General features: G+C 54.0%; 18 protein-coding genes, 1 pseudogene and 1 other annotated feature. Of the genes and pseudogenes, 15 read left to right on the top strand and 4 right to left on the bottom strand.

Translation table 11 applies throughout. The annotated features are described in order from the left end of the window. Positions 1-21 precede the first annotated feature (21 nt). Positions 22-2,436 (top strand): DNA topoisomerase (ATP-hydrolyzing) subunit B, encoded by a 2,415-nt coding sequence (gyrB, locus tag INT84_RS16535; RefSeq protein ID WP_194207674.1) that lies wholly within the window; start codon positions 22-24, stop codon positions 2,434-2,436. 212 nt (positions 2,437-2,648) lie between these two features. Next, complete coding sequence (gene yidA / locus INT84_RS16530) at positions 2,649-3,461, top strand: sugar-phosphatase (protein ID WP_194207673.1); 813 nt, start codon at positions 2,649-2,651, stop codon at positions 3,459-3,461. Here yidA and INT84_RS16525 read toward each other — a convergent pair. Then, positions 3,458-4,519: an FAD-binding protein gene (locus tag INT84_RS16525; RefSeq protein WP_194207672.1), complete on the bottom strand. Its 1,062-nt coding sequence runs from the start codon at positions 4,517-4,519 to the stop codon at positions 3,458-3,460. The genes yidA and INT84_RS16525 overlap by 4 nt on opposite strands. A 274-nt stretch (positions 4,520-4,793) precedes the next feature. On the opposite strand from INT84_RS16525, the gene dgoR reads away from it, so the two are divergent. From dgoR to INT84_RS16500, 5 genes and pseudogenes are all read left to right on the top strand, one after another. Then, a complete protein-coding gene (gene dgoR, locus INT84_RS16520) occupies positions 4,794-5,483 on the top strand; it encodes a D-galactonate utilization transcriptional regulator DgoR (RefSeq protein WP_176918522.1) in 690 nt (229 codons plus the stop codon). Continuing rightward, the gene (locus INT84_RS16515) at positions 5,480-6,358 is read left to right on the top strand and encodes a 2-dehydro-3-deoxygalactonokinase (protein ID WP_194207671.1); all 879 of its coding nucleotides are present in this window, start codon (positions 5,480-5,482) and stop codon (positions 6,356-6,358) included. The genes dgoR and INT84_RS16515 overlap by 4 nt, the downstream gene beginning before the upstream one ends. Continuing rightward, a complete protein-coding gene (locus tag INT84_RS16510; protein WP_194207670.1) occupies positions 6,342-6,959 on the top strand; it encodes a 2-dehydro-3-deoxy-6-phosphogalactonate aldolase in 618 nt (205 codons plus the stop codon). The genes INT84_RS16515 and INT84_RS16510 overlap by 17 nt, the downstream gene beginning before the upstream one ends. Next, complete coding sequence (dgoD, locus tag INT84_RS16505) at positions 6,956-8,104, top strand: galactonate dehydratase (RefSeq protein WP_194207669.1); 1,149 nt, start codon at positions 6,956-6,958, stop codon at positions 8,102-8,104. Before INT84_RS16510 ends, dgoD begins: the two co-directional genes overlap by 4 nt. Positions 8,105-8,188: 84 nt before the next feature. Beyond that, a pseudogene (locus INT84_RS16500) lies at positions 8,189-9,525 on the top strand (MFS transporter). A gap of 58 nt (positions 9,526-9,583) precedes the next feature. Here the strand turns inward: INT84_RS16500 and INT84_RS16495 are convergent. Next, entirely contained in the window at positions 9,584-10,036 is a 453-nt protein-coding gene (locus INT84_RS16495) for an acyltransferase (RefSeq protein ID WP_194207668.1), read from the bottom strand. 114 nt (positions 10,037-10,150) lie between these two features. On the opposite strand from INT84_RS16495, the gene INT84_RS16490 reads away from it, so the two are divergent. Further along, positions 10,151-11,377, top strand: coding sequence for a DUF3748 domain-containing protein (locus INT84_RS16490; RefSeq protein ID WP_194207667.1), 1,227 nt, complete (start codon positions 10,151-10,153; stop codon positions 11,375-11,377). Between the two features lies 1 nt (position 11,378). Here INT84_RS16490 and INT84_RS16485 read toward each other — a convergent pair whose 3' ends face one another. Beyond that, positions 11,379-11,708, bottom strand: coding sequence for a YceK/YidQ family lipoprotein (locus tag INT84_RS16485; RefSeq protein WP_194207666.1), 330 nt, complete (start codon positions 11,706-11,708; stop codon positions 11,379-11,381). A gap of 241 nt (positions 11,709-11,949) precedes the next feature. Next, positions 11,950-12,027: a sequence feature (ROSE (Repression Of Heat Shock gene Expression) occurs in the 5'-region of heat shock genes and acts as an RNA thermometer to modulate expression.), on the top strand. On the opposite strand from INT84_RS16485, the gene ibpA reads away from it, so the two are divergent. The 5 genes from ibpA (at position 12,021) to INT84_RS16460 (ending at position 16,452) form a co-directional block, all read left to right on the top strand. Continuing rightward, on the top strand, positions 12,021-12,434 hold the full coding sequence (ibpA, locus tag INT84_RS16480; RefSeq protein ID WP_176918515.1) for a small heat shock chaperone IbpA: 414 nt from the start codon (positions 12,021-12,023) through the stop codon (positions 12,432-12,434). It overlaps the preceding feature by 7 nt. Positions 12,435-12,544: 110 nt before the next feature. Then, a complete protein-coding gene (ibpB, locus tag INT84_RS16475) occupies positions 12,545-12,973 on the top strand; it encodes a small heat shock chaperone IbpB (protein ID WP_194207665.1) in 429 nt (142 codons plus the stop codon). A gap of 119 nt (positions 12,974-13,092) precedes the next feature. Next, positions 13,093-14,223, top strand: coding sequence for an AAA family ATPase (locus INT84_RS16470; protein ID WP_194207664.1), 1,131 nt, complete (start codon positions 13,093-13,095; stop codon positions 14,221-14,223). Then, positions 14,220-14,681: a PIN domain-containing protein gene (locus INT84_RS16465; protein WP_194207663.1), complete on the top strand. Its 462-nt coding sequence runs from the start codon at positions 14,220-14,222 to the stop codon at positions 14,679-14,681. The genes INT84_RS16470 and INT84_RS16465 overlap by 4 nt, the downstream gene beginning before the upstream one ends. Positions 14,682-14,790: 109 nt before the next feature. Then, complete coding sequence (locus INT84_RS16460; protein WP_194207662.1) at positions 14,791-16,452, top strand: putative transporter; 1,662 nt, start codon at positions 14,791-14,793, stop codon at positions 16,450-16,452. Between the two features lie 3 nt (positions 16,453-16,455). On the opposite strand, the gene INT84_RS16455 is transcribed toward INT84_RS16460, so the two are convergent. Further along, on the bottom strand, positions 16,456-17,163 hold the full coding sequence (locus INT84_RS16455; RefSeq protein ID WP_194207661.1) for a GntR family transcriptional regulator: 708 nt from the start codon (positions 17,161-17,163) through the stop codon (positions 16,456-16,458). Between the two features lie 274 nt (positions 17,164-17,437). Between INT84_RS16455 and INT84_RS16450 the strand changes: the two genes are divergently transcribed. Then, the gene (locus tag INT84_RS16450; protein WP_194207660.1) at positions 17,438-19,057 is read left to right on the top strand and encodes an alpha-glucoside-specific PTS transporter subunit IIBC; all 1,620 of its coding nucleotides are present in this window, start codon (positions 17,438-17,440) and stop codon (positions 19,055-19,057) included. Continuing rightward, complete coding sequence (locus tag INT84_RS16445) at positions 19,054-20,376, top strand: 6-phospho-alpha-glucosidase (protein ID WP_194207659.1); 1,323 nt, start codon at positions 19,054-19,056, stop codon at positions 20,374-20,376. Before INT84_RS16450 ends, INT84_RS16445 begins: the two co-directional genes overlap by 4 nt. The last annotated feature ends 38 nt before the right edge of the window (positions 20,377-20,414 follow it).

The following is a 20,414-nucleotide window of genomic DNA, read 5'->3' as shown; positions in this document are numbered from 1 at the left end:
TAAAATGAGCGAGAAACGTTGATGTCGAATTCTTATGACTCCTCCAGTATCAAAGTCCTGAAAGGGCTGGATGCGGTACGTAAGCGCCCGGGTATGTATATCGGCGATACGGATGACGGCACCGGTCTGCACCATATGGTATTCGAGGTGGTAGATAACGCTATCGACGAAGCGCTCGCAGGTCACTGTAAAGATATCGTCGTGACCATCCATGCCGATAACTCCGTGTCCGTAACGGACGATGGCCGTGGTATTCCGACCGGTATTCACCCGGAAGAGGGCGTTTCGGCGGCGGAAGTGATCATGACCGTCCTGCACGCCGGCGGCAAATTCGATGATAACTCCTATAAAGTGTCCGGCGGTCTGCACGGCGTGGGCGTTTCAGTGGTTAACGCCCTGTCGCAGAAGCTGGAGCTGGTCATCCGTCGCGAAGGCAAAGTTCACCAGCAGACCTACGTTCACGGTGTACCGCAGGCTCCGCTGGCGGTAACCGGTGACACTGACGTGACCGGGACTCAGGTCCGTTTCTGGCCAAGCCATGAAACCTTCACCAACGTGGTGGAATTCGAATATGAGATCCTGGCAAAACGTCTGCGCGAGCTGTCGTTCCTGAACTCCGGCGTATCTATACGTCTGCGCGACAAGCGTGACGGCAAAGAAGACCATTACCACTACGAAGGCGGTATTAAGGCGTTTGTTGAGTATCTCAACAAGAACAAAACGCCGATCCACCCGAATATCTTCTATTTTTCTACCGAAAAAGACGGTATCGGCGTGGAAGTCGCATTGCAGTGGAACGACGGTTTCCAGGAAAACATCTACTGCTTTACCAACAACATTCCGCAGCGCGATGGCGGTACGCACCTTGCAGGCTTCCGTGCGGCGATGACCCGTACCCTGAACGCCTACATGGACAAAGAAGGCTATAGCAAAAAAGCCAAAGTCAGCGCCACCGGCGACGATGCGCGTGAAGGTCTGATTGCCGTGGTTTCCGTTAAGGTGCCGGACCCGAAATTCTCTTCGCAGACCAAAGATAAGCTGGTCTCCTCCGAGGTGAAAACTGCCGTTGAGCAGCAGATGAATGAACTGCTGAACGAATACCTGCTGGAAAACCCGTCCGACGCCAAAATCGTGGTCGGCAAGATTATTGACGCCGCGCGTGCCCGTGAAGCGGCGCGTCGTGCCCGTGAAATGACCCGCCGTAAAGGCGCGCTGGACCTGGCTGGCCTGCCGGGCAAACTGGCGGACTGTCAGGAACGCGACCCGGCTCACTCTGAACTGTACTTAGTGGAAGGGGACTCGGCGGGCGGCTCTGCTAAACAGGGGCGTAACCGTAAGAATCAGGCGATCCTGCCGCTGAAGGGTAAAATCCTCAACGTCGAGAAAGCGCGCTTCGACAAGATGCTCTCCTCGCAGGAAGTGGCGACGCTGATTACCGCGCTGGGTTGCGGCATCGGTCGCGACGAGTACAACCCAGATAAACTGCGCTACCACAGCATCATCATCATGACCGATGCGGACGTCGATGGTTCGCACATCCGTACCCTGCTGCTGACCTTCTTCTATCGTCAGATGCCGGAAATCGTTGAACGTGGTCACGTCTACATCGCTCAGCCGCCGCTGTACAAAGTGAAGAAAGGCAAGCAGGAACAGTACATTAAAGACGATGAAGCGATGGATCAGTATCAGATCTCTATCGCTCTCGACGGTGCCTCTCTGCATGCTAACGCTCACGCGCCAGCGCTGGCAGGCGAACCGCTGGAGCGTCTGGTGTCGGAATACAACGGCGCGCAGAAGATGATCAATCGTATGGAGCGTCGCTTCCCGCGTGCGCTGCTGAAAGAGCTGGTTTATCAGCCAACGCTGAGCGAAGGCGATTTGTCCAGCGAGCAGACCGTAACCCGCTGGGTGTCGCAGCTCATTACCGTTCTGAACGAAAACGAGCAGCACGGTAGCGTATGGAAATACGACATCCGTGAAAATGCGGAACAGCAGCAGTTCGAACCGATTATTCGCGTGCGTACTCACGGCGTGGATACCGACTATCCGCTGGATCACGAATTCGTGATGGGCGCGGAATACCGCCGTCTCTGTACGCTCGGCGAGAAACTGCGCGGTCTGATCGAAGACGACGCCTTTATCGAACGTGGCGAGCGTCGTCAGCCGGTTGCCAGCTTCGAGCAGGCGCTGGAGTGGCTGGTGAAAGAGTCCCGCCGTGGCCTGGCTATCCAGCGTTATAAAGGTCTGGGCGAGATGAACCCGGAACAGTTGTGGGAAACCACCATGGACCCGGAAAGCCGTCGTATGCTGCGCGTAACCGTGAAGGATGCGATTGCCGCCGACCAGCTGTTCACCACCCTGATGGGCGATGCCGTTGAACCGCGTCGTGCGTTTATCGAAGAGAACGCGCTGAAAGCGGCGAATATTGATATTTAACCTGTAAACGCCCTGCCGGATAAGGCGCAAGCCGCATCCGGCAGGTGTTGCGAAATGTCTGATGGCGTTGCGCTTATCAGGCCTACAGAACCCCACCCGCACATGCGCATAGAAAGGGGGCTTCGGCTTCCCTTTTCCATCCTCGTTTTCTTTACTGTTTTTTGAGCGGAATCGCGTTAGCATGAGTCAGGACTCATCTAATCGGGGATATCATGGCTATTAAACTTATCGCAATCGACATGGACGGCACGTTGCTGTTACCGGATCATAGCATCTCTCCCGCCGTTAAAAACGCGATTGCCGCTGCACGCGAGCGCGGCGTGAACGTGGTGCTTACCACCGGACGTCCCTATGCAGGCGTGCATAAGTACCTGAAAGAGCTTCATATGGAGCAAGAAAGCGACTACTGCATCACCTATAACGGCGCGCTGGTGCAGAAAGCGGGCGACGGCAGTACCGTGGCGCAAACCGCGCTGAATTATGATGATTATCGCTATCTGGAACAGCTCTCCCGTGACGTGGGATCGCACTTCCACGCGCTCGATCGCAACACGCTCTATACCGCCAACCGCGATATCAGCTACTACACCGTCCATGAATCCTACGTTGCCACCATTCCGCTGGTGTTCTGTGAAGCGGAGAAAATGGACCCGGCGACGCAGTTCCTGAAAGTGATGATGATCGACGAACCGGCCATTCTCGACAAAGCCATTACCCGTATCCCGCAGGACGTAAAAGAGAAGTACACCGTGCTGAAAAGCGCGCCGTACTTCCTCGAAATCCTCGATAAGCGCGTGAACAAAGGCACCGGCGTGAAATCGCTGGCCGATGCGCTGGGGATCAAACCGGAAGAAATTATGGCGATTGGCGATCAGGAAAACGACATCGCGATGATTGAATACGCCGGAATGGGCGTGGCGATGGATAACGCCATCGACCCGGTAAAAGAGATCGCTAACTTCGTCACAAAATCCAACCTGGATGACGGTGTGGCCTGGGCTATTGAGAAGTTTGTGCTGAATTAAGCCCTCACCGTTATATCGCTGATGCGGCTACGCATTATCGCCCGGCGAAGCCGTGGCTGCGTCAGCAATTTGGCCTTGAATATTTTCCCCAGTAGCTTCAGCCGCAGCCCGCGTGTCGCCGACCGGTAGCGCTTATTTGCATTGGGCTGGTTGGCGATAAGCACATCGCCTAATCGCTCTGCGCTGTCCAGCGCGTAGCTAATCCCCTCCAGCGAACTGGCGCTGATAAACCCGGCCGCTTCGCCGATCAGAAACGCATCTTCCTGACCGCATACAAAGTCGGCCCAGCGGGAAGGGTACAGCACGGTGCATTTTTCCGTTTTGATGACCGGGCCAAATTGATAACCGCCTTCCTGCATCTGATCTTTCAGGGCTTCATAACGCGCCTGGCCCTCTTTCATCGGGAATGCGCCGCCAAAAATGAAGTACCCATCTTTGCTGATACTCCAGGCATAGCAATCGGTCAGGGTGTTATCAAAAACGCAGGAGTAAAACGGCAGGGCGTGTTTCTCGGCAAACCATTGCTGGATTGCGACGTACTTGCGGATCTCATGATCGGGATATAAGGAGCGTCGGACCATGGAATTTGCGCCGTCAGCGCCAACCAGATAGCGGGCGGTGATCTCCTGCTCCTCTCCATCGACGCTAAAAAGCACATGCCAGCGCCCCTCATCGCGCCAGATCCGGCGGCACAGCGTGTCGTGATGCACCCGGACATCAGAAGGGATCAGCGACTTCAGCCATAAATCAAACGCGTGGCGATTCACATTAATATAGCTGCGTTGATAATTACGGGTCAGTCCCGACTGGCAATCCACGGTACGCACGCTGAAGATTTGCGGATTGGCGATTACGCTTACCGGTAATGTCAGGCCAGCGCGTATCAGAGAGCGCTGCGCATCCGGAGCCAGCAATCCGCCGCACGGTTTAGTAAACCCCTCCGTTCCCTGTTCCCGCTTTTTATCCAGTGCGATCACCCGCATCCTGCCTGCCAGTTGTCGGGCCAGTGCTGCGCCCGCCGGGCCGAGGCCGATAATCGCTACGTCGAAATGTTCCATTTTTTCACCTGGGTTAGGTTGTCATGACACAACGTTACCCGGCGGCGGTGAAGTCTGCGTGAAGTGAAAAGCGGAAAACGGCACACAAAAATTCCTTAACGAATTTTTTACCAATTGTCGTTTTTGTGATCTGAATTGTAGTACTACACATGTTGATTGTACTACTATCCATTCACAGAACGATGAAGACCACACAAATTTGTACGTCAATGCTGGGGGTTTTTACATCAACAGGGATAAAGTAATGGTAGCGAAACCGCGTTAAGGACTTTCTATGACCATTACCAAGACAGACCGCATCATCGTTACTCTCGGGCGACAGATTGTGAGCGGCAAATATGTCCCTGGTGCCGCGCTGCCTTCTGAAGCGGATCTGTGCGAAGAGTTTGAAACCTCGCGCAATATTATCCGCGAAGTGTTCCGCTCGCTGACGGCAAAGCGGCTGATCGAAACGAAGCGCTATCGCGGCGCATTTGTCGCCGCGCGCAACCAGTGGAACTACCTCGACACCGAGGTGCTGCAATGGGTGCTGGAGAATGATTACGACCCGCGCCTGATTAGCGCGATGAGTGAAGTGCGTAATCTGGTGGAGCCTGCCATCGCCCGCTGGGCGGCAGAGCGGGCGACCTCCAGCGAGCTGGCGCAGATTGAGGCGGCATTAAACGACATGATCGCCAACAATCAGGATCGGGATGCGTTCAACGAGGCGGATATTCGCTATCACGAAGCGGTGCTCAATGCGGTACACAACCCGGTATTGCAGCAGCTAAGCGTGGCGATCAGTTCGCTACAGCGGGCGGTCTTTGAACGCACCTGGATGGGCGATGAGGCCAATATGCCAAAAACGCTTCAGGAACATAAGGCGCTGTTCGATGCGATACGGCATCAGGACGGCAACGCAGCAGAACAGGCAGCGCTGACAATGATTGCCAGCTCGACCAGAAGGCTAAAGGACATCACATGACATCACGCTACATTGCTATCGACTGGGGTTCAACCAACCTCCGCGCCTGGCGTTATGAAGGCGATAATTGCCTGGAGAGCCGGCAGTCGGAAGCCGGGATCACCCGTCTGAACGGCCGCACGTTTGATGCAGTGTTGGCGCAGGTCACCGAAGGCTGGGCTGAGGAAAATACGCCGATTGTGATGGCGGGGATGGTGGGAAGTAACGCGGGCTGGGTAAACGTGCCTTACCTTTCCTGCCCGGCGCGCCTTGCCGATATCGGCGAGCAACTCACCCGCGTAAAAGACAACGTCTGGATCGTGCCGGGCCTGAGCATCAACCGCGACGACAACCATAACGTGATGCGCGGCGAAGAGACGCAACTGATTGGCGCACATACGCTGATGCCTTCCGCGTTGTACGTAATGCCCGGCACGCACTGCAAGTGGGTGCGGGTTAACGATGATCGCGTGGAGGATTTCCGTACGGTGATGACCGGCGAACTTCACCATGTGCTGCTTAAGCATACGCTGGTGGGCGCGGGCCTGCCGGAGCAGACCGACTCGCCGGAGGCGTTTAACGCCGGGCTGGAGCGCGGCCTGCAATCACCCGATATTCTGCCTCGTCTGTTCGAAGTCCGCGCCTCGCACGTGCTGGGTGTGCGGCCTCGCGAACAGGTGAGTGAATTTCTTTCCGGCCTGCTGATTGGCAGTGAAGTCGCCAGCATGGGCGATGATGTCCCGTCGCAGCAGGCCGTCACCCTTGTCGCCAGTCCGTCACTGACCGCACGCTACCAGCGGGCATTTGAACTTTTCGGGCGTCGCAGTCAGACGCTGAGCGGCGACGCCGCATTTCAGGCAGGAATAAGGAGCATCGCTCATGCAGTGGCAAAATAAACTTCCGCTTATCGCCATCCTTCGTGGGATTAAACCCGACGAGGCGCACGCCCACGTGGCCGCAGTTATTGAGGCCGGATTTGAAGCCGTCGAGATCCCGCTGAACTCCCCCGAGTGGGAAAAGAGCATCCCGGCGATGGTTAAGGCGTTTGGCGATAAAGCGCTGATCGGCGCGGGTACCGTGCTTAAGCTGGAGCAGGTTGACCAGCTCGCTGAAATGGGCTGCACGCTGATGGTGACGCCCAACATTAAACCGGAACTGATCCGCCGCGCGGTGGAGCACGGTATGACGGTGTGCCCTGGCTGCGCCACGGCGACCGAAGCCTTTGATGCCATTGACGCGGGCGCGCAGTCGCTGAAAATTTTCCCGTCTTCGGCGTTCGGTCCAGACTATATCAAGGCGCTGAAAGCCGTCCTGCCGCCAGAAATTCCGGTATTCGCCGTCGGCGGCGTCACGCCGGAGAACTTAAAACAGTGGATTGACGCCGGTTGCGTCGGTGCCGGGCTGGGCAGCGATCTCTATCGCGCCGGACAGCCCGTCGAGCGCACCGCGCAGCAGGCAGCCGCATTTGTGAAAGCGTATCGAGAGGCAGTAAAATGAAAATTACCAAACTCACCACGTACCGTTTACCCCCGCGCTGGATGTTCCTCAAAATAGAGACCGACGAAGGCGTTGTCGGCTGGGGCGAGCCGGTGATTGAAGGCCGTGCGCGTACCGTGGAAGCGGCGGTGCACGAACTGGGCGAATACCTGATTGGTCAGGACCCGGCGCGGATTAACGATTTATGGCAGGTGATGTATCGCGCGGGCTTCTACCGCGGCGGTCCGATCCTGATGAGCGCCATTGCCGGTATCGACCAGGCGCTGTGGGATATCAAAGGTAAAGTGCATAACGCCCCAGTCTGGCAGTTGATGGGCGGTCTGGTGCGCGACAAAATCAAAGCCTATAGCTGGGTCGGCGGCGACCGTCCGGCGGAAGCCATCGCGGGAATTACCACGCTGCGGAAAATTGGCTTTGATACCTTTAAATTAAACGGCTGCGAAGAGTTAGGCATTATTGATGATTCGCGTAAAGTGGACGCGGCGGTAAATACCGTGGCGCAAATTCGCGAAGCCTTTGGTACTGAAATTGAGTTCGGTCTTGATTTCCACGGCCGCGTCAGCGCGCCAATGGCCAAAGTATTAATTAAAGAGCTGGAACAATATCGCCCGCTGTTTATTGAGGAGCCGGTATTAGCCGAGCAGGCAGAATATTATCCGCGTCTGGCCGCGCAAACCCATATTCCGATTGCCGCAGGTGAGCGTATGTTCTCCCGCTTTGAATTTAAACGGGTGCTGGAAGCGGGCGGCGTAGCGATTTTGCAGCCGGATCTCTCCCACGCAGGCGGCATCACCGAGTGCTATAAAATCGCTGGCATGGCAGAAGCTTACGATGTGGCGCTGGCACCGCACTGCCCGCTCGGCCCCATCGCGCTGGCCGCCTGTCTGCACGTCGACTTTGTGTCGCACAACGCGGTATTCCAGGAACAGAGTATGGGCATTCACTATAACAAAGGTGCGGAGCTGCTCGACTTTGTGAAAAATAAAGAGGACTTCAGTATGGAAGGCGGCTTCTTTAAACCGCTGATGAAGCCTGGACTGGGCGTCGAAATTGACGAAGAGAAAGTGATTGAGCTGAGCAAAAACGTTCAGGACTGGCGTAATCCGTTATGGCGTCATGCGGACGGCACTGTCGCCGAGTGGTAATAAGCCAATAATGCGACGATAAAAAACGTCGCAGGCACGACATTATTTTTAAAAAGTATATACACCCTCTGTAAACCACAGGGCATGGTGAGTGGCCTCACCATGCCAAAATTCGGAGACAGATCGTTATGGATATTTCTGTAACTACTGCAAAAACCGGACGTCGTCGTTATTTAACACTGGTAATGATCTTTATTACCGTTGTTATTTGTTATGTTGACCGCGCTAATCTGGCGGTAGCGTCCGCGCATATTCAGGAAGAGTTTGGTATTACCAAAGCGGAAATGGGTTACGTATTTTCGGCTTTTGCCTGGCTCTATACACTCTGCCAGATCCCCGGCGGCTGGTTCCTTGACCGGGTAGGTTCCCGTCTGACCTATTTCATCGCGATTTTTGGCTGGTCAGTGGCAACATTGTTTCAGGGATTTGCTACCGGGCTGATGTCGCTGATTGGCCTGCGTGCTATCACGGGTATCTTTGAAGCGCCTGCTTTCCCGACCAATAACCGCATGGTAACCAGCTGGTTCCCGGAACATGAACGCGCTTCGGCGGTAGGTTTTTATACCTCCGGGCAGTTTGTTGGCCTGGCGTTCCTTACGCCGCTGCTGATCTGGATTCAGGAAATGCTAAGCTGGCACTGGGTATTTATTATTACCGGTGGCATCGGCATTATCTGGTCACTTGTCTGGTTTAAAGTTTATCAACCGCCGCGCCTGACTAAAAGCATCAGCAAAGCGGAGCTGGACTACATTCGCGACGGCGGTGGTCTGGTGGATGGCGATGCGCCGGTGAAAAAGGAAGAACGCCAGAAACTCACCAAAGCGGACTGGAAACTGGTTTTCCATCGTAAGCTGGTTGGGGTTTATCTTGGCCAGTTTGCGGTGACGTCGACCTTGTGGTTCTTCCTCACCTGGTTCCCGAACTACCTGACGCAGGAGAAAGGGATCACCGCGCTGAAGGCGGGCTTTATGACCACTGTGCCGTTCCTTGCGGCTTTCTTTGGTGTTCTGTTGTCCGGCTGGGTAGCGGATCGTCTGGTTCGGAAAGGCTACTCGTTGGGTATAGCGCGTAAAACGCCGATTATTTGTGGGCTGTTAATTTCCACCTGCATTATGGGAGCGAACTACACCAACGATCCGATCTGGATTATGTCGCTGATGGCGCTCGCTTTCTTCGGCAACGGGTTTGCATCAATTACCTGGTCGCTGGTGTCGTCTCTGGCCCCCATGCGCCTGATCGGCCTGACGGGCGGTGTCTTTAACTTCGTTGGCGGGCTGGGCGGTATCACCGTTCCGCTGGTCATAGGCTACCTTGCCCAGGACTATGGTTTTGGCCCGGCGCTGGTTTATATCTCCGTTGTCGCTCTGCTTGGCGCACTCTCCTACATTCTGCTGGTCGGGGATGTTAAGCGAGTGGGTTAATCTCCATGTTGCAAGACCCCGATGCGAAAGATGTATCGGGGTTCTTCCTGAGCGCCCCCTACAACGTCCGAATTAACCTCGCCGGATTGCCCGCATAAATCCCTTTTACCGTAATCGCTTTCACCACCACACTTCCCGCGCCGATGACGGCCCCGGCACAAATAGACGGTGCAAGGATAGTCGCGCCGCTCCCCACGGTGACATCATCGCCCAGCGTTATGCTAATCCAGTTTTCCGGCGTAGGATCTGGTGCACCGCTTTTAAACAGGTCGTTGGCAAAGGAGACGTTGTGACCGATAAAACAGCGCTCGCCGAGGGTGACGTTTTCGCAAATGAAGGTGTGCGACTGGATACGGCTGTCGCGACCAATCACGCATCCTTTTTGTATCTCGACGAAAGGTCCGACGAAGACATTATCCTGAAGCTCGCACTGATAAATATTCGACGGACGAATTATCCTGACGTTTTTTCCCGCTTTGATGTCCCGAATGGCGCAATCGATCGGTTCCATTAGTCTTTTCCTTTCTTACCGCAATGACAGATAAGCTTAGCAGACCGTCTCCCGCTGGCAGGCGGCTGCGCCTTGCGCTACCCTGATGCCCTCTCACGCAGCCGGATCTCGCCCATGAAACAACTCACCTTCGCACCTCGCCATCACCAGTTGACCAATATCCACACCTGGACGCCGGACAGTCAGTGGCTGGCGTTTGATGTGCGTCCCTCCGGCGCGTCGTTTACTGGCGAAACTATTGAGCGCGTTAATGTCCATACCGGCGCGGTTGAGGTAATTTACCGTGCAACGTCGGGCGCGCATGTGGGCGTGGTGACCGTCAGTCCGCTGGCGGAAAAGTACGTTTTTATCCACGGCCCGGAAAACCCGGATGCGCAGTGGCATTACGATTTTCATCACCGTCGCGGCGTGGTCGTCGAAAACGGCGTTGCGGAGAACCTCGACGCGATGGATATTACCGCACCCTATACGCCCGGCGCGCTGCGCGGCGGTACGCATGTGCATGTGTTCAGCCCGAACGGGCAGTTCGTCAGCTTTACCTATAACGACCACGTGCTGCACGAGCGCGATCCGGCGCTGGATCTGCGCAATGTCGGTGTGGCGGCACCTTATGGCCCGGTTGCACCTCAGGGCCAGCATCCACGGGAATATGCCGGTAGCCACTGGTGCGTGCTGGTGAGCCAGACTACGCCAGTACCACAGCCGGGCAGCGATGAGATCAATCGGGCTTACGAAGAGGGCTGGGTGGGCGATCATCGGCTGGCATTTATCGGCGATACGCTGTCGCTGGCGAGCGAAAAAGTCCCGGAGCTGTTTATTGTCGATCTGCCGCAGACTCGCTCAGGCTGGCAACACGCCGGAGATGCGCCGCTGGCCGGGACGGAAAACACGCTACCTGCGCCGCCTGCTGGCGTGGTTCAGCGTCGTCTGACTTTTACCCATCAGCGCCGGTATCCTGGACTGGCAACGGCGGTGCGTCACTGGGTGCGGGCTAATCCGCAGGGAACGGCTATTGCTTTTTTGATGCGCGATGACAAGGGCATTATTCAGCTCTGGCTGATGTCGCCAGAGGGAGGCGAACCGCACCAGCTCACGCATAATACGACCGATATTCAGTCAGCCTTTAACTGGCATCCGTCAGGACAATGGCTGGGATTTGTGCTTGAGGGGCGTATCGCCTGCTGCGATGCACACACTGGCGACATCACGTTTTTGAGTACCGATCATGGAAACGCGCCTTCCGCCGACGCCATTGTCTTTTCGCCAGACGGTACGTTTATCGCCTGGATGGAGGAAACAGACGGCTTCCGTCAGCTATGGATGACTGAAACCGGGCGCTGAATCAGGGGGAGGGCATCTGCGCGGGAGGGATCACCGCGTTGGTTGCCTGCGAATCCTGCTCGCTTTTTTCAACGCGGGATTTCACCGAGCTGTCGGTACGGAACATATCCCATGGCAGCAGCACGGTATCGACCACCGCAGTAAAAGGCATATCCAGCAATACCAGCGATTTTGTGCCCCAGTTAGTGTTGCTTTCCAGCATATTGCTGCTGGCCCGGGTGCCGGGATAAACCCCTTCTTTTCCGCCGGTGTGAGACATCACGCTTGAACAACTGCACAAGCAGACTACGCCACTGACCAATGCCAGTCTGGAAACACCTTTTTTCATCATATTTTAATCATCTTTATGGCGCTGCAAAAACGGCTTATCCGGGTTATAACGTCCATGGTTCAAAATGAAAAGTCCGGAATCGTTGCTCTGTGGCGGTAATCGCACTTTACCCTTTTGTGCTTCGGTTCCAGTGTATGCGCTACACCAGAAAGTGCAAAAAATCAGACAGCCACTCTTGAAAGAAGTTTCTTTGCACCCATTTATCTGGTGTAACCCAATGAGGGACTCGCCTGCGGGGTGTTCCGGGAACCGCGACCTGTCCATGACGGAAGGTCAGTACCAAAATTCTCGCTGATTTCAGGAGCTTTTATTATGCGTAATTTCGATCTCTCTCCACTGTACCGTTCAGCTATCGGCTTTGACCGCCTGTTTAACCTGCTGGAAAACAACCAGAGCCAGAGTAATGGCGGCTACCCTCCGTACAACGTCGAGCTGGTGGATGAAGACCACTATCGTATCGCCATTGCTGTCGCCGGTTTTGCGGAGAGCGAACTGGAGATCACCGCACAGGACAACCTGCTGATCGTCAAAGGCTCCCACGCCACCGAGCAGAAAGAGCGCACCTATCTTTACCAGGGCATCGCCGAGCGTAACTTCGAGCGTAAATTCCAGCTCGCGGAAAACATTCATGTGAATGGCGCGAATCTGGTTAACGGCCTGCTGTATGTCGAGCTGGAACGCGTGGTTCCGGAAGCGAAAAAACCGCGCCGTATCGAGATCAACTAATTTCACCGGGTCGCCGCTGGCGGCCCCTCTAAACCATGCTCGCCGTCAGGGAGCATAGGCGAATCCACGGATTCGCAGGTATCAACTCGCTTCTTTGAAGGAGAATGACAATGCGTAATTACGATGTATCCCCCTTACTGCGTCAGTGGATCGGCTTCGATAAACTGGCAAACGCGCTGCAAAACACCACTGAAGGCCAGGCCTTCCCGCCGTACAACATCGAAAAAGGCGACGATAACCACTATCGCATCACCCTTGCGCTGGCCGGTTTCCGTCAGGAAGATCTGGATATTCAGCTTGAAGGCACGCGTCTGACCGTCAAAGGCGCTCCGGTCAAACCAGAATCCGAACCAAAATGGCTGCATCAGGGGCTGGTTATGCAACCCTTCAGCCTGACATTTACGCTGGCGGAATATATGGAAGTGGCGGGTGCCACCTTCATCAACGGGCTGCTGCATATTGATATTGTGCGCAACGTCCCGGAAGCCATCGCGCCGCAGCGCATCGCCATCAGCGAACGTCCGGCGCTGGATAGTTAATCGTTTATACCGTACACGTCTAAAAGAAAAGGCTCCCATCGCGGAGCCTTTTTTGTCTCTTTGCCCGCAACGCTATGACGGGATACACTGGACACAACACGGGGGAGTTGGGGGCGGCTATGCTTGATGAAAAACTGGAATTTGAAGGGCTTACGGGGGTAGGGCGAGTCCAGCTGGATCTTGTACCGGACCAGCATATCTATACGTTTATTGGCGCAAATGGCGTTGGGAAAACCAAAACGTTAGAAGCGCTATTTCAGGTTTTGTTTTTTAGTTGTGAGCTAACCAAAGATACTATTTTATTTAAAAGTGATGATTTAAGATTTAAAAAGTTTCAGAAAACAACACAATTTACCGATGCAGTATGGATTAATAATAAAAATGACTATATTAATCACTCGCCTAATAAATATATCGCTGATAATGGTCATTCACAGCCGGTTATATTTTTAGGAGCGCAAAAAAGGGGCGATATCAAAAGTAATAGCCATAAGCCAGCCTTATCACTAGGCGCACTATCGCAGCGTCGAAAGAGTTATATATCCGCAGTTGCTGAAAAAATGCGTTCCGACTTCGGTTCCATGAATATGGAGACTAGCATCGAAGAATGGTTTGTCACTCTGGCCCGTTCCTCAAATCCCTATCAGAAAAAAGAAGATAACCGTGAAATTGAGATCAAAACGGTTATTCGCCTGTTGCATGAGATTGACAACCGCATCGATCCTGAATTCCTGGAAATCAGCGGCGATGACCGCGTAAGCCTGAAAATCGAAGGCCAAAAGCGCGAGTTAAGCCAGCTTAGCTCCGGTTTCACCTCTATCCTGAAACTGATACAGGCTATTGTCTCCGGATATGGTTATTTTACGAATGAAGTTCAGCTTCAAAGCGTAAAAGGAATTGTGTTAATTGATGAAATCGAAAGCCATCTCCATTTGACCTGGCAGGCGACTATCATTCCGCTGCTCAAGAAGCTCTTTCCTAATACCACTTTCTATATCACCACTCACTCGTCGGTGGTTCTCTCTCAACTTAAAGAGGGGGAAGCGTACACGCTCTATCGCGATAATGACGGGATAGTAAAAACTCGCGTTGTTCAGTCTCCAAACAAAGCAGCGCTGGCTGATATTTTAAAAGACGTTTTTCAGGTCGATCTCAATCAGATGAAGCTTGAGAACAGCAGCGTAAATGATCAGGAAAAGGCGAAACAGCATTTGCTGGCGTTACTAAAACAGCAGGAGAGCAAGAAATGACAAGGAAAGTTTTGCTGGATGCCAACCTTTTGATTGCGGCCTTTGACACCAACGGTACAACCTCTGAGGAAATGAAAGTCGTTGCCAGCGAAAAACTTTCAGCTTTGCTAAGCGACCCCGATGCGGTGATCTTTATTACCCCGCTGGTTCGTTATGAAGTTTTAAGGGGGATTAACTGGCAAAATCAGGCCGCTTTCCAGGCCATGCAGACGACGCTTAACGAATTCCCGGAACTGGAAATCACCCGCGACATCTCTGAATTATCAGCAAATCTTTTCCGGTTGGACAAAGATATAGCGATAAAACTCAACGAAAAGCGCAACGTCGATAAACGGCGTTTTGATGTTTTTCACTTTTGTAGCGCACACTGCAACAGCCTTGAACTGTGTTCGAACGATACGGATATCGCGAAAATCGCTGGCTTGCATACGGCTTACCAACAAGCCATCGCTTCCTGATTTATAAGCCTCGCATCGACGGGGCTTTTTTGTGCGCTACCACCCATACATCCCCCGCTATCTCTGAGAGAATCCCTCTTACCCGTAATGTTATTCACAGGGAAAAAACATGAGTGATATAGCATTGACCATCAGCTTTCTGGCGCTGGTGGCGATTGTAGGTCTGTGGATCGGCAATATCAAAATCCGTGGCGTGGGACTGGGGATCGGCGGCGTGCTGTTTGGCGGGATTATCGTCGGTCATTTTGTCGAGCAGGCAGGCGTCACGCTGAGCAGCCCGATGCTGCATTTCATTCAGGAATTTGGCCTGATCCTCTTTGTGTACACCATCGGTATTCAGGTCGGGCCGGGCTTTTTCACCTCGCTGCGGGTATCGGGTCTGCGGCTGAACCTGTTTGCCATTCTGATCGTTATCCTGGGCGGTCTGGTCACTGCCATCCTGCACAAGCTGTTTGCTATTCCACTGCCGGTGGTGCTCGGCATCTTCTCCGGCGCGGTCACCAATACCCCGGCGCTCGGGGCCGGGCAGCAGGTGCTGCGCGATCTTGGGGTAACGGGCGATGTGATTGACCAGATGGGGATGAGCTATGCGATGGCCTACCCATTTGGTATTTGCGGCATTCTGCTTTCCATGTGGCTGATTCGCCTGTTCTTTCGTATCAAGGTGGATAAAGAAGCCGAGCAGTTCGACGTCAGCGCGGGTAGCGGACACCAGCAACTGCAAAACATTAACCTGTGCGTCGAAAACCCTAACCTGCATAACCTGGCGATCCAGGACGTTCCGCTACTCAACAGCGATAAAATCATCTGCTCGCGGTTGAAACGCGGCGAGACGCTTATGGTGCCTTCCCCCGGCACGCTGATCCAGTCCGGCGATCTGCTGTATCTGGTCGGGCAGCAGGCGGATTTACGCGCGGCGCAACTGGTGATTGGCAGAGAGGTTGAAACCGCGCTCTCGACCCACGGCACCGACCTTTGCGTGGAGCGCGTGGTGGTGACCAACGAAAAAGTGCTGGGCAAAAAACTGCGCGATCTGGATTTTAAACAGCGTTATGACGTGGTGATCTCACGGCTGAACCGCGCCGGAGTGGAACTGGTTGCCAGCAGCAGCGCTGCGTTGCAGTTTGGTGACATTCTTAATCTGGTTGGCCGCCAGGCTTCAATTGACGCCGTCGCCGCCGAGCTTGGCAACGCGCAGCAAAAACTCCAGCAGGTGCAGATGCTGCCGGTGTTTATTGGCATCGGGCTGGGCGTGCTGCTGGGCTCCGTGCCGCTCTTTATTCCGGGCTTTCCGGTGGCCTTAAAACTGGGACTCGCCGGGGGACCGCTGATTATGGCGCTGATCCTGGGGCGCATCGGCACCATCGGCAAGCTGTACTGGTTCATGCCGCCGAGCGCCAACCTGGCGCTGCGCGAGCTGGGGATCGTGCTGTTCCTCTCAGTGGTGGGGCTGAAATCCGGCGGCGATTTTGTGCATACGCTGGTTCAGGGCGATGGCCTGAGCTGGGTCGGCTATGGCATCTTTATTACCGCCATTCCGTTGATCACCGCAGGTTTGCTGGCGCGTATATTCGCTAAGATGAACTATCTGACCATTTGCGGCATGCTGGCTGGCTCGATGACCGATCCGCCGGCGCTGGCCTTTGCTAACAACCTCCACGCCACAAGCGGCGCGGCGGCGTTATCCTACGCCACGGTTTATCCGCTGGTGATGTTTCTGCGAATAATCACGCCGCAATTGCTGGCGGTATTATTCTGGGGAATGGGTTAACGGTCAGGCATGCACGCGAAGCAGATGGTAATCCACCTGATATTCGCTGGCGTTACGGAACATAATGGAATAGTTTAAAAATTCGCCGCTATCGCTATAGGACAGTGACGTTATACGTAATAGCGGCGTACTCTCTTCAACCAGCATTAACTGCGCCATTTTTCTGTCCGCCAGAATGGGCGACAGGCTCTCATAATTCCCGGTTATTGTTATTCCGCACTCATTTTCAATATAACGAAACTTTGACCCCTCCAGATGCGCGATCGACAAGTTGCGAAACAGCTTCACCGGCATATAACTGTCTTCCAGCATGATCGGTTTATCATCGACATAGCGTAAACGCCGCGAGTAGTAGATCCGCTCATCGGTCTGGATACGCAGCTGCCTGGCAATCGCAGGCGGAGCGGGCATTACCACAAACTCCAGCACTTTGCTGAAGACGATTCGGCCCTGGCTCTCCATCACCTCACACAATCCCGTCAGGTTAGTCGTTTCCTGATAAACGTCTTTCTGAATAACATAGGTGCCGCTGCCGTGTTTACGCGCAACCAGCCCCCAGTGAATCAATAAATCAATGGCTTTACGAATCGTCATGCGTGAAACGCCATACTCTTCCGCCAGCTTTTTCTCGCCGGGTAAGGGGCTGCCGACATTATAGTTTTCCGAGTTCAGCCGCAGCCTTAATTTATCAGCAATAGATTTGTAGATCATCCCTGGACCTCTTTATGTCCTTTGCGGAACCCCAAAAAGGCGTGATTTTTCAAGGTGAAGCAAAGGTTAGTAATTATGATTTTTTAGAGCATTCATGAACATGTCTAACATTGTCATAAAAATAAGACAACTTAGTTGAAATTAAAACCATGAGTTTGATCACAAATAATTTCAACTTCTCATGTGTTTTACCGTGCCGCTTTTTATTGTTACCTCAGCAGGATGCAATGAAAAAAATAAATACCCTACATGTTCTTTAACGAGGATGTAAAAAATGCTCAGTCAAATACAACGCTTTGGCGGTGCGATGTTCACCCCGGTGCTGCTGTTTCCGTTTGCCGGTATCGTGGTGGGTATTACCCTTATGTTGCAGAACCCGCTATTCGTGGGCGAATCTTTAACCGATCCAAACAGCTTATTTGCACAAATCGTACATATTATTGAGGAGGGCGGCTGGACGGTATTCAGAAATATGCCGCTGGTATTTGCGATTGGCCTGCCTATCGGGCTGGCAAAACAGGCTCAGGGCCGCGCGTGCCTGGCGGTGATGGTCAGTTTTTTAACCTGGAATTACTTTATCAATGCCATGGGGACCACCTGGGGCGGTTTTTTCGGCGTTGATTTTAGTGTCGACCCCGTGGCCGGAAGCGGTCTTACCATGATAGCGGGAATAAAAACGCTGGATACCAGTATTATCGGTGCCATTGTTATTTCCGGATTCGTTACTGCATTACATAACCGTTTTTTTGATAAGCCTTTACCTGTATTTCTGGGCACATTTCAGGGCAGCTCCTTTGTCGTAATTGTTGCTTTCCTTGCCATGATCCCCTGTGCCTGGCTGACGCTGCTGGGCTGGCCAAAAGTACAAATGGGCATTGAATCCTTACAGGCGTTTTTACGCGACGCTGGAGCAGTCGGTGTGTGGTGCTACATTTTTCTGGAGCGTATTCTCATTCCCACCGGATTGCACCACTTTGTTTATGGTCCTTTCATGTATGGGCCTGCTGCTGTCGAGGGCGGGATACAGGTGTACTGGGCGCAGCATCTTCTGGAGTTTAGCCAGTCAACCCAACCGCTGAAAACGCTATTCCCTGAAGGTGGATTCGCGATGTTCGGCAACTCGAAAGTATTTGCGGCTCCCGGCATCGCCCTGGCGATTTACTACACTGCTGCACCCGCGAATCGTAAGAAAGTTGCGGGTCTGTTAATTCCTGCGGCGTTAACCGCCATGCTCGTGGGGATCACCGAACCGCTGGAGTTTACTTTCCTGTTTATTTGTCCGCCGCTGTTCGCCCTTCATGCGGTGCTGGCGGCAACGATGTCGACCACCATGTATATCGCCGGAGTTTCAGCAAATTTACAGGGTGGACTGATCGATACCGTGATCCCGCAGGTATGGATCCCCTTATTTCATAATCATACGGCGATGATACTCACCCATATCGCCATCGGTTTGCTGTTTTCGGTCATCTATTTTGTCCTTTTCCGCGCAATTATCCTGCGTTTCAACCTGAAAACGCCGGGCCGTGAAGACAGCGACGTAAAACTCTACACCAAAGCCGATTATAAGGCGGCGCGTGGGCAAACTACCGCCGCCGCTGCGGATACCCGGCTCGGGCAGGCCGCCGGATTCCTCCAGGCGCTTGGCGGCGCGGGCAATATCGAGAGCGTTAATAACTGCGCTACCCGCCTGCGGATTGCACTAGTGGATATGACGCAAACCCAAAGCGACGACGTCTTTAAGGCGCTCGGTGCGCATGGGGTGGTGCGTCGCGGTAATGGCATTCAGGTCATCGTGGGGCTGCACGTTCCCCAGGTCCGCGATCAGCTGGAAGCCCTGATGAAAAATTCTCTCACAATCGAAAAAACTACCCTGACAGAGGCTGTATCATGAAAAAATTCTCAGTGGTTATCGCCGGTGGCGGCAGCACCTTTACCCCCGGTATTGTATTGATGTTGCTGGCAAACCAGGACCGCCTGCCGCTGCGCTCGCTGAAATTCTATGACAACGACGGTGCGCGCCAGGAGATTGTGGCTGAAGCCTGCAAGGTGATCATGAAGGAGCAGGCTCCTGAGATCGATTTCAGCTACACCACCGACCCTGAAACCGCCTTTACCGACGTCGATTTTGTGATGGCGCATATTCGTGTCGGCAAATACCCGATGCGTGAGAAGGACGAAAAAATTCCGCTGCGCCACGGCGTACTGGGCCAGGAAACCTGCGGACCAGGTGGGATTGCCTACGGGATGCGTTCTATCGGCGGCGTGCTGGAACTGGTCGATTATATGGAGCAGTATTCGCCGAACGCATGGATGCTGAACTACTCCAACCCGGCAGCCATCGTCGCGGAGGCCACCCGTCGCCTGCGCCCGAACGCCAAAATCCTCAACATCTGCGATATGCCGATTGGTATTGAAGGCCGTATGGCGCAAATTGCCGGGTTGCAGGATCGTAAACAAATGCGCACCCGCTACTATGGTCTCAACCATTTTGGCTGGTGGACGTCGATTGAAGATCTGGACGGTAACGATCTGATGCCGAAACTGCGTGAATACGTTGCCAGACACGGTTATGTGCCGCCCTCAAACGATACGCATACCGAGGCCAGCTGGAACGATACCTTTGCCAAAGCGAAGGATGTGCAGGCGCTGGACCCGGATACCATGCCGAATACCTATCTGAAATACTACCTCTATCCAGACTATGTGGTGGCGCACTCCAACCCGGAACGTACTCGCGCTAACGAGGTGATGGACCACCGCGAAAAACAGGTCTTTAACGCCTGCCGTGCGATTATCGAAGCTGGTCATTCCAGCGCAGGCGAGCTGGAGATCGACGAACATGCGTCTTACATCGTGGATCTGGCCGCCGCGATCGCCTTCAACACGCAGGAGCGAATGCTGCTGATTGTGCCGAATAATGGCGCTATCCATAACTTTGACGCCGATGCGATGGTTGAAATCCCCTGTCTGGTGGGAACAAAAGGGCCGGAGCCGCTGACGGTCGGCGACATTCCGCATTTCCAGAAGGGATTGATGGGCCAGCAGGTGATGGTCGAAAAACTGGTTGTCGATGCGTGGGAATCACACTCTTATCAGAAACTGTGGCAGGCGATCACGCTCTCTAAAACGGTGCCGAGCGCGTCGGTGGCGAAAGCCATTCTGGATGATTTGATCGAGGCCAACCGGGAGTACTGGCCAGAGCTGCACTAAGGGACCCACTGGCAACCCGCGAGGGTGGGTTGCCAGCC

Source organism: Superficieibacter sp. 1612_C1, assembly GCF_015234305.1.
Lineage (GTDB): Bacteria > Pseudomonadota > Gammaproteobacteria > Enterobacterales > Enterobacteriaceae > Superficieibacter.
Note: the sequence above shows the minus strand (reverse complement) of the source record. Positions and strands in the feature narration are given on the sequence as shown.

Excerpts from the sequence above, each read along its gene's own strand:
- INT84_RS16485 (WP_194207666.1), bottom strand. The coding sequence starts at position 11,708 with ATGATGAAAAAAGGTGTTTCCAGACTGGCATTGGTCAGTGGCGTAGTC.
- INT84_RS16460 (WP_194207662.1), top strand. The coding sequence starts at position 14,791 with ATGAGTGATATAGCATTGACCATCAGCTTTCTGGCGCTGGTGGCGATT.
- INT84_RS16495 (WP_194207668.1), bottom strand. The coding sequence starts at position 10,036 with ATGGAACCGATCGATTGCGCCATTCGGGACATCAAAGCGGGAAAAAAC.
- INT84_RS16465 (WP_194207663.1), top strand. The coding sequence starts at position 14,220 with ATGACAAGGAAAGTTTTGCTGGATGCCAACCTTTTGATTGCGGCCTTT.
- ibpA (WP_176918515.1), top strand. The coding sequence starts at position 12,021 with ATGCGTAATTTCGATCTCTCTCCACTGTACCGTTCAGCTATCGGCTTT.
- INT84_RS16525 (WP_194207672.1), bottom strand. The coding sequence starts at position 4,519 with ATGGAACATTTCGACGTAGCGATTATCGGCCTCGGCCCGGCGGGCGCA.
- gyrB (WP_194207674.1), top strand. The coding sequence starts at position 22 with ATGTCGAATTCTTATGACTCCTCCAGTATCAAAGTCCTGAAAGGGCTG.
- INT84_RS16455 (WP_194207661.1), bottom strand. The coding sequence starts at position 17,163 with ATGATCTACAAATCTATTGCTGATAAATTAAGGCTGCGGCTGAACTCG.
- INT84_RS16510 (WP_194207670.1), top strand. The coding sequence starts at position 6,342 with ATGCAGTGGCAAAATAAACTTCCGCTTATCGCCATCCTTCGTGGGATT.
- INT84_RS16445 (WP_194207659.1), top strand. The coding sequence starts at position 19,054 with ATGAAAAAATTCTCAGTGGTTATCGCCGGTGGCGGCAGCACCTTTACC.
- INT84_RS16490 (WP_194207667.1), top strand. The coding sequence starts at position 10,151 with ATGAAACAACTCACCTTCGCACCTCGCCATCACCAGTTGACCAATATC.
- dgoD (WP_194207669.1), top strand. The coding sequence starts at position 6,956 with ATGAAAATTACCAAACTCACCACGTACCGTTTACCCCCGCGCTGGATG.
- INT84_RS16470 (WP_194207664.1), top strand. The coding sequence starts at position 13,093 with ATGCTTGATGAAAAACTGGAATTTGAAGGGCTTACGGGGGTAGGGCGA.
- yidA (WP_194207673.1), top strand. The coding sequence starts at position 2,649 with ATGGCTATTAAACTTATCGCAATCGACATGGACGGCACGTTGCTGTTA.
- ibpB (WP_194207665.1), top strand. The coding sequence starts at position 12,545 with ATGCGTAATTACGATGTATCCCCCTTACTGCGTCAGTGGATCGGCTTC.
- INT84_RS16515 (WP_194207671.1), top strand. The coding sequence starts at position 5,480 with ATGACATCACGCTACATTGCTATCGACTGGGGTTCAACCAACCTCCGC.
- INT84_RS16450 (WP_194207660.1), top strand. The coding sequence starts at position 17,438 with ATGCTCAGTCAAATACAACGCTTTGGCGGTGCGATGTTCACCCCGGTG.
- dgoR (WP_176918522.1), top strand. The coding sequence starts at position 4,794 with ATGACCATTACCAAGACAGACCGCATCATCGTTACTCTCGGGCGACAG.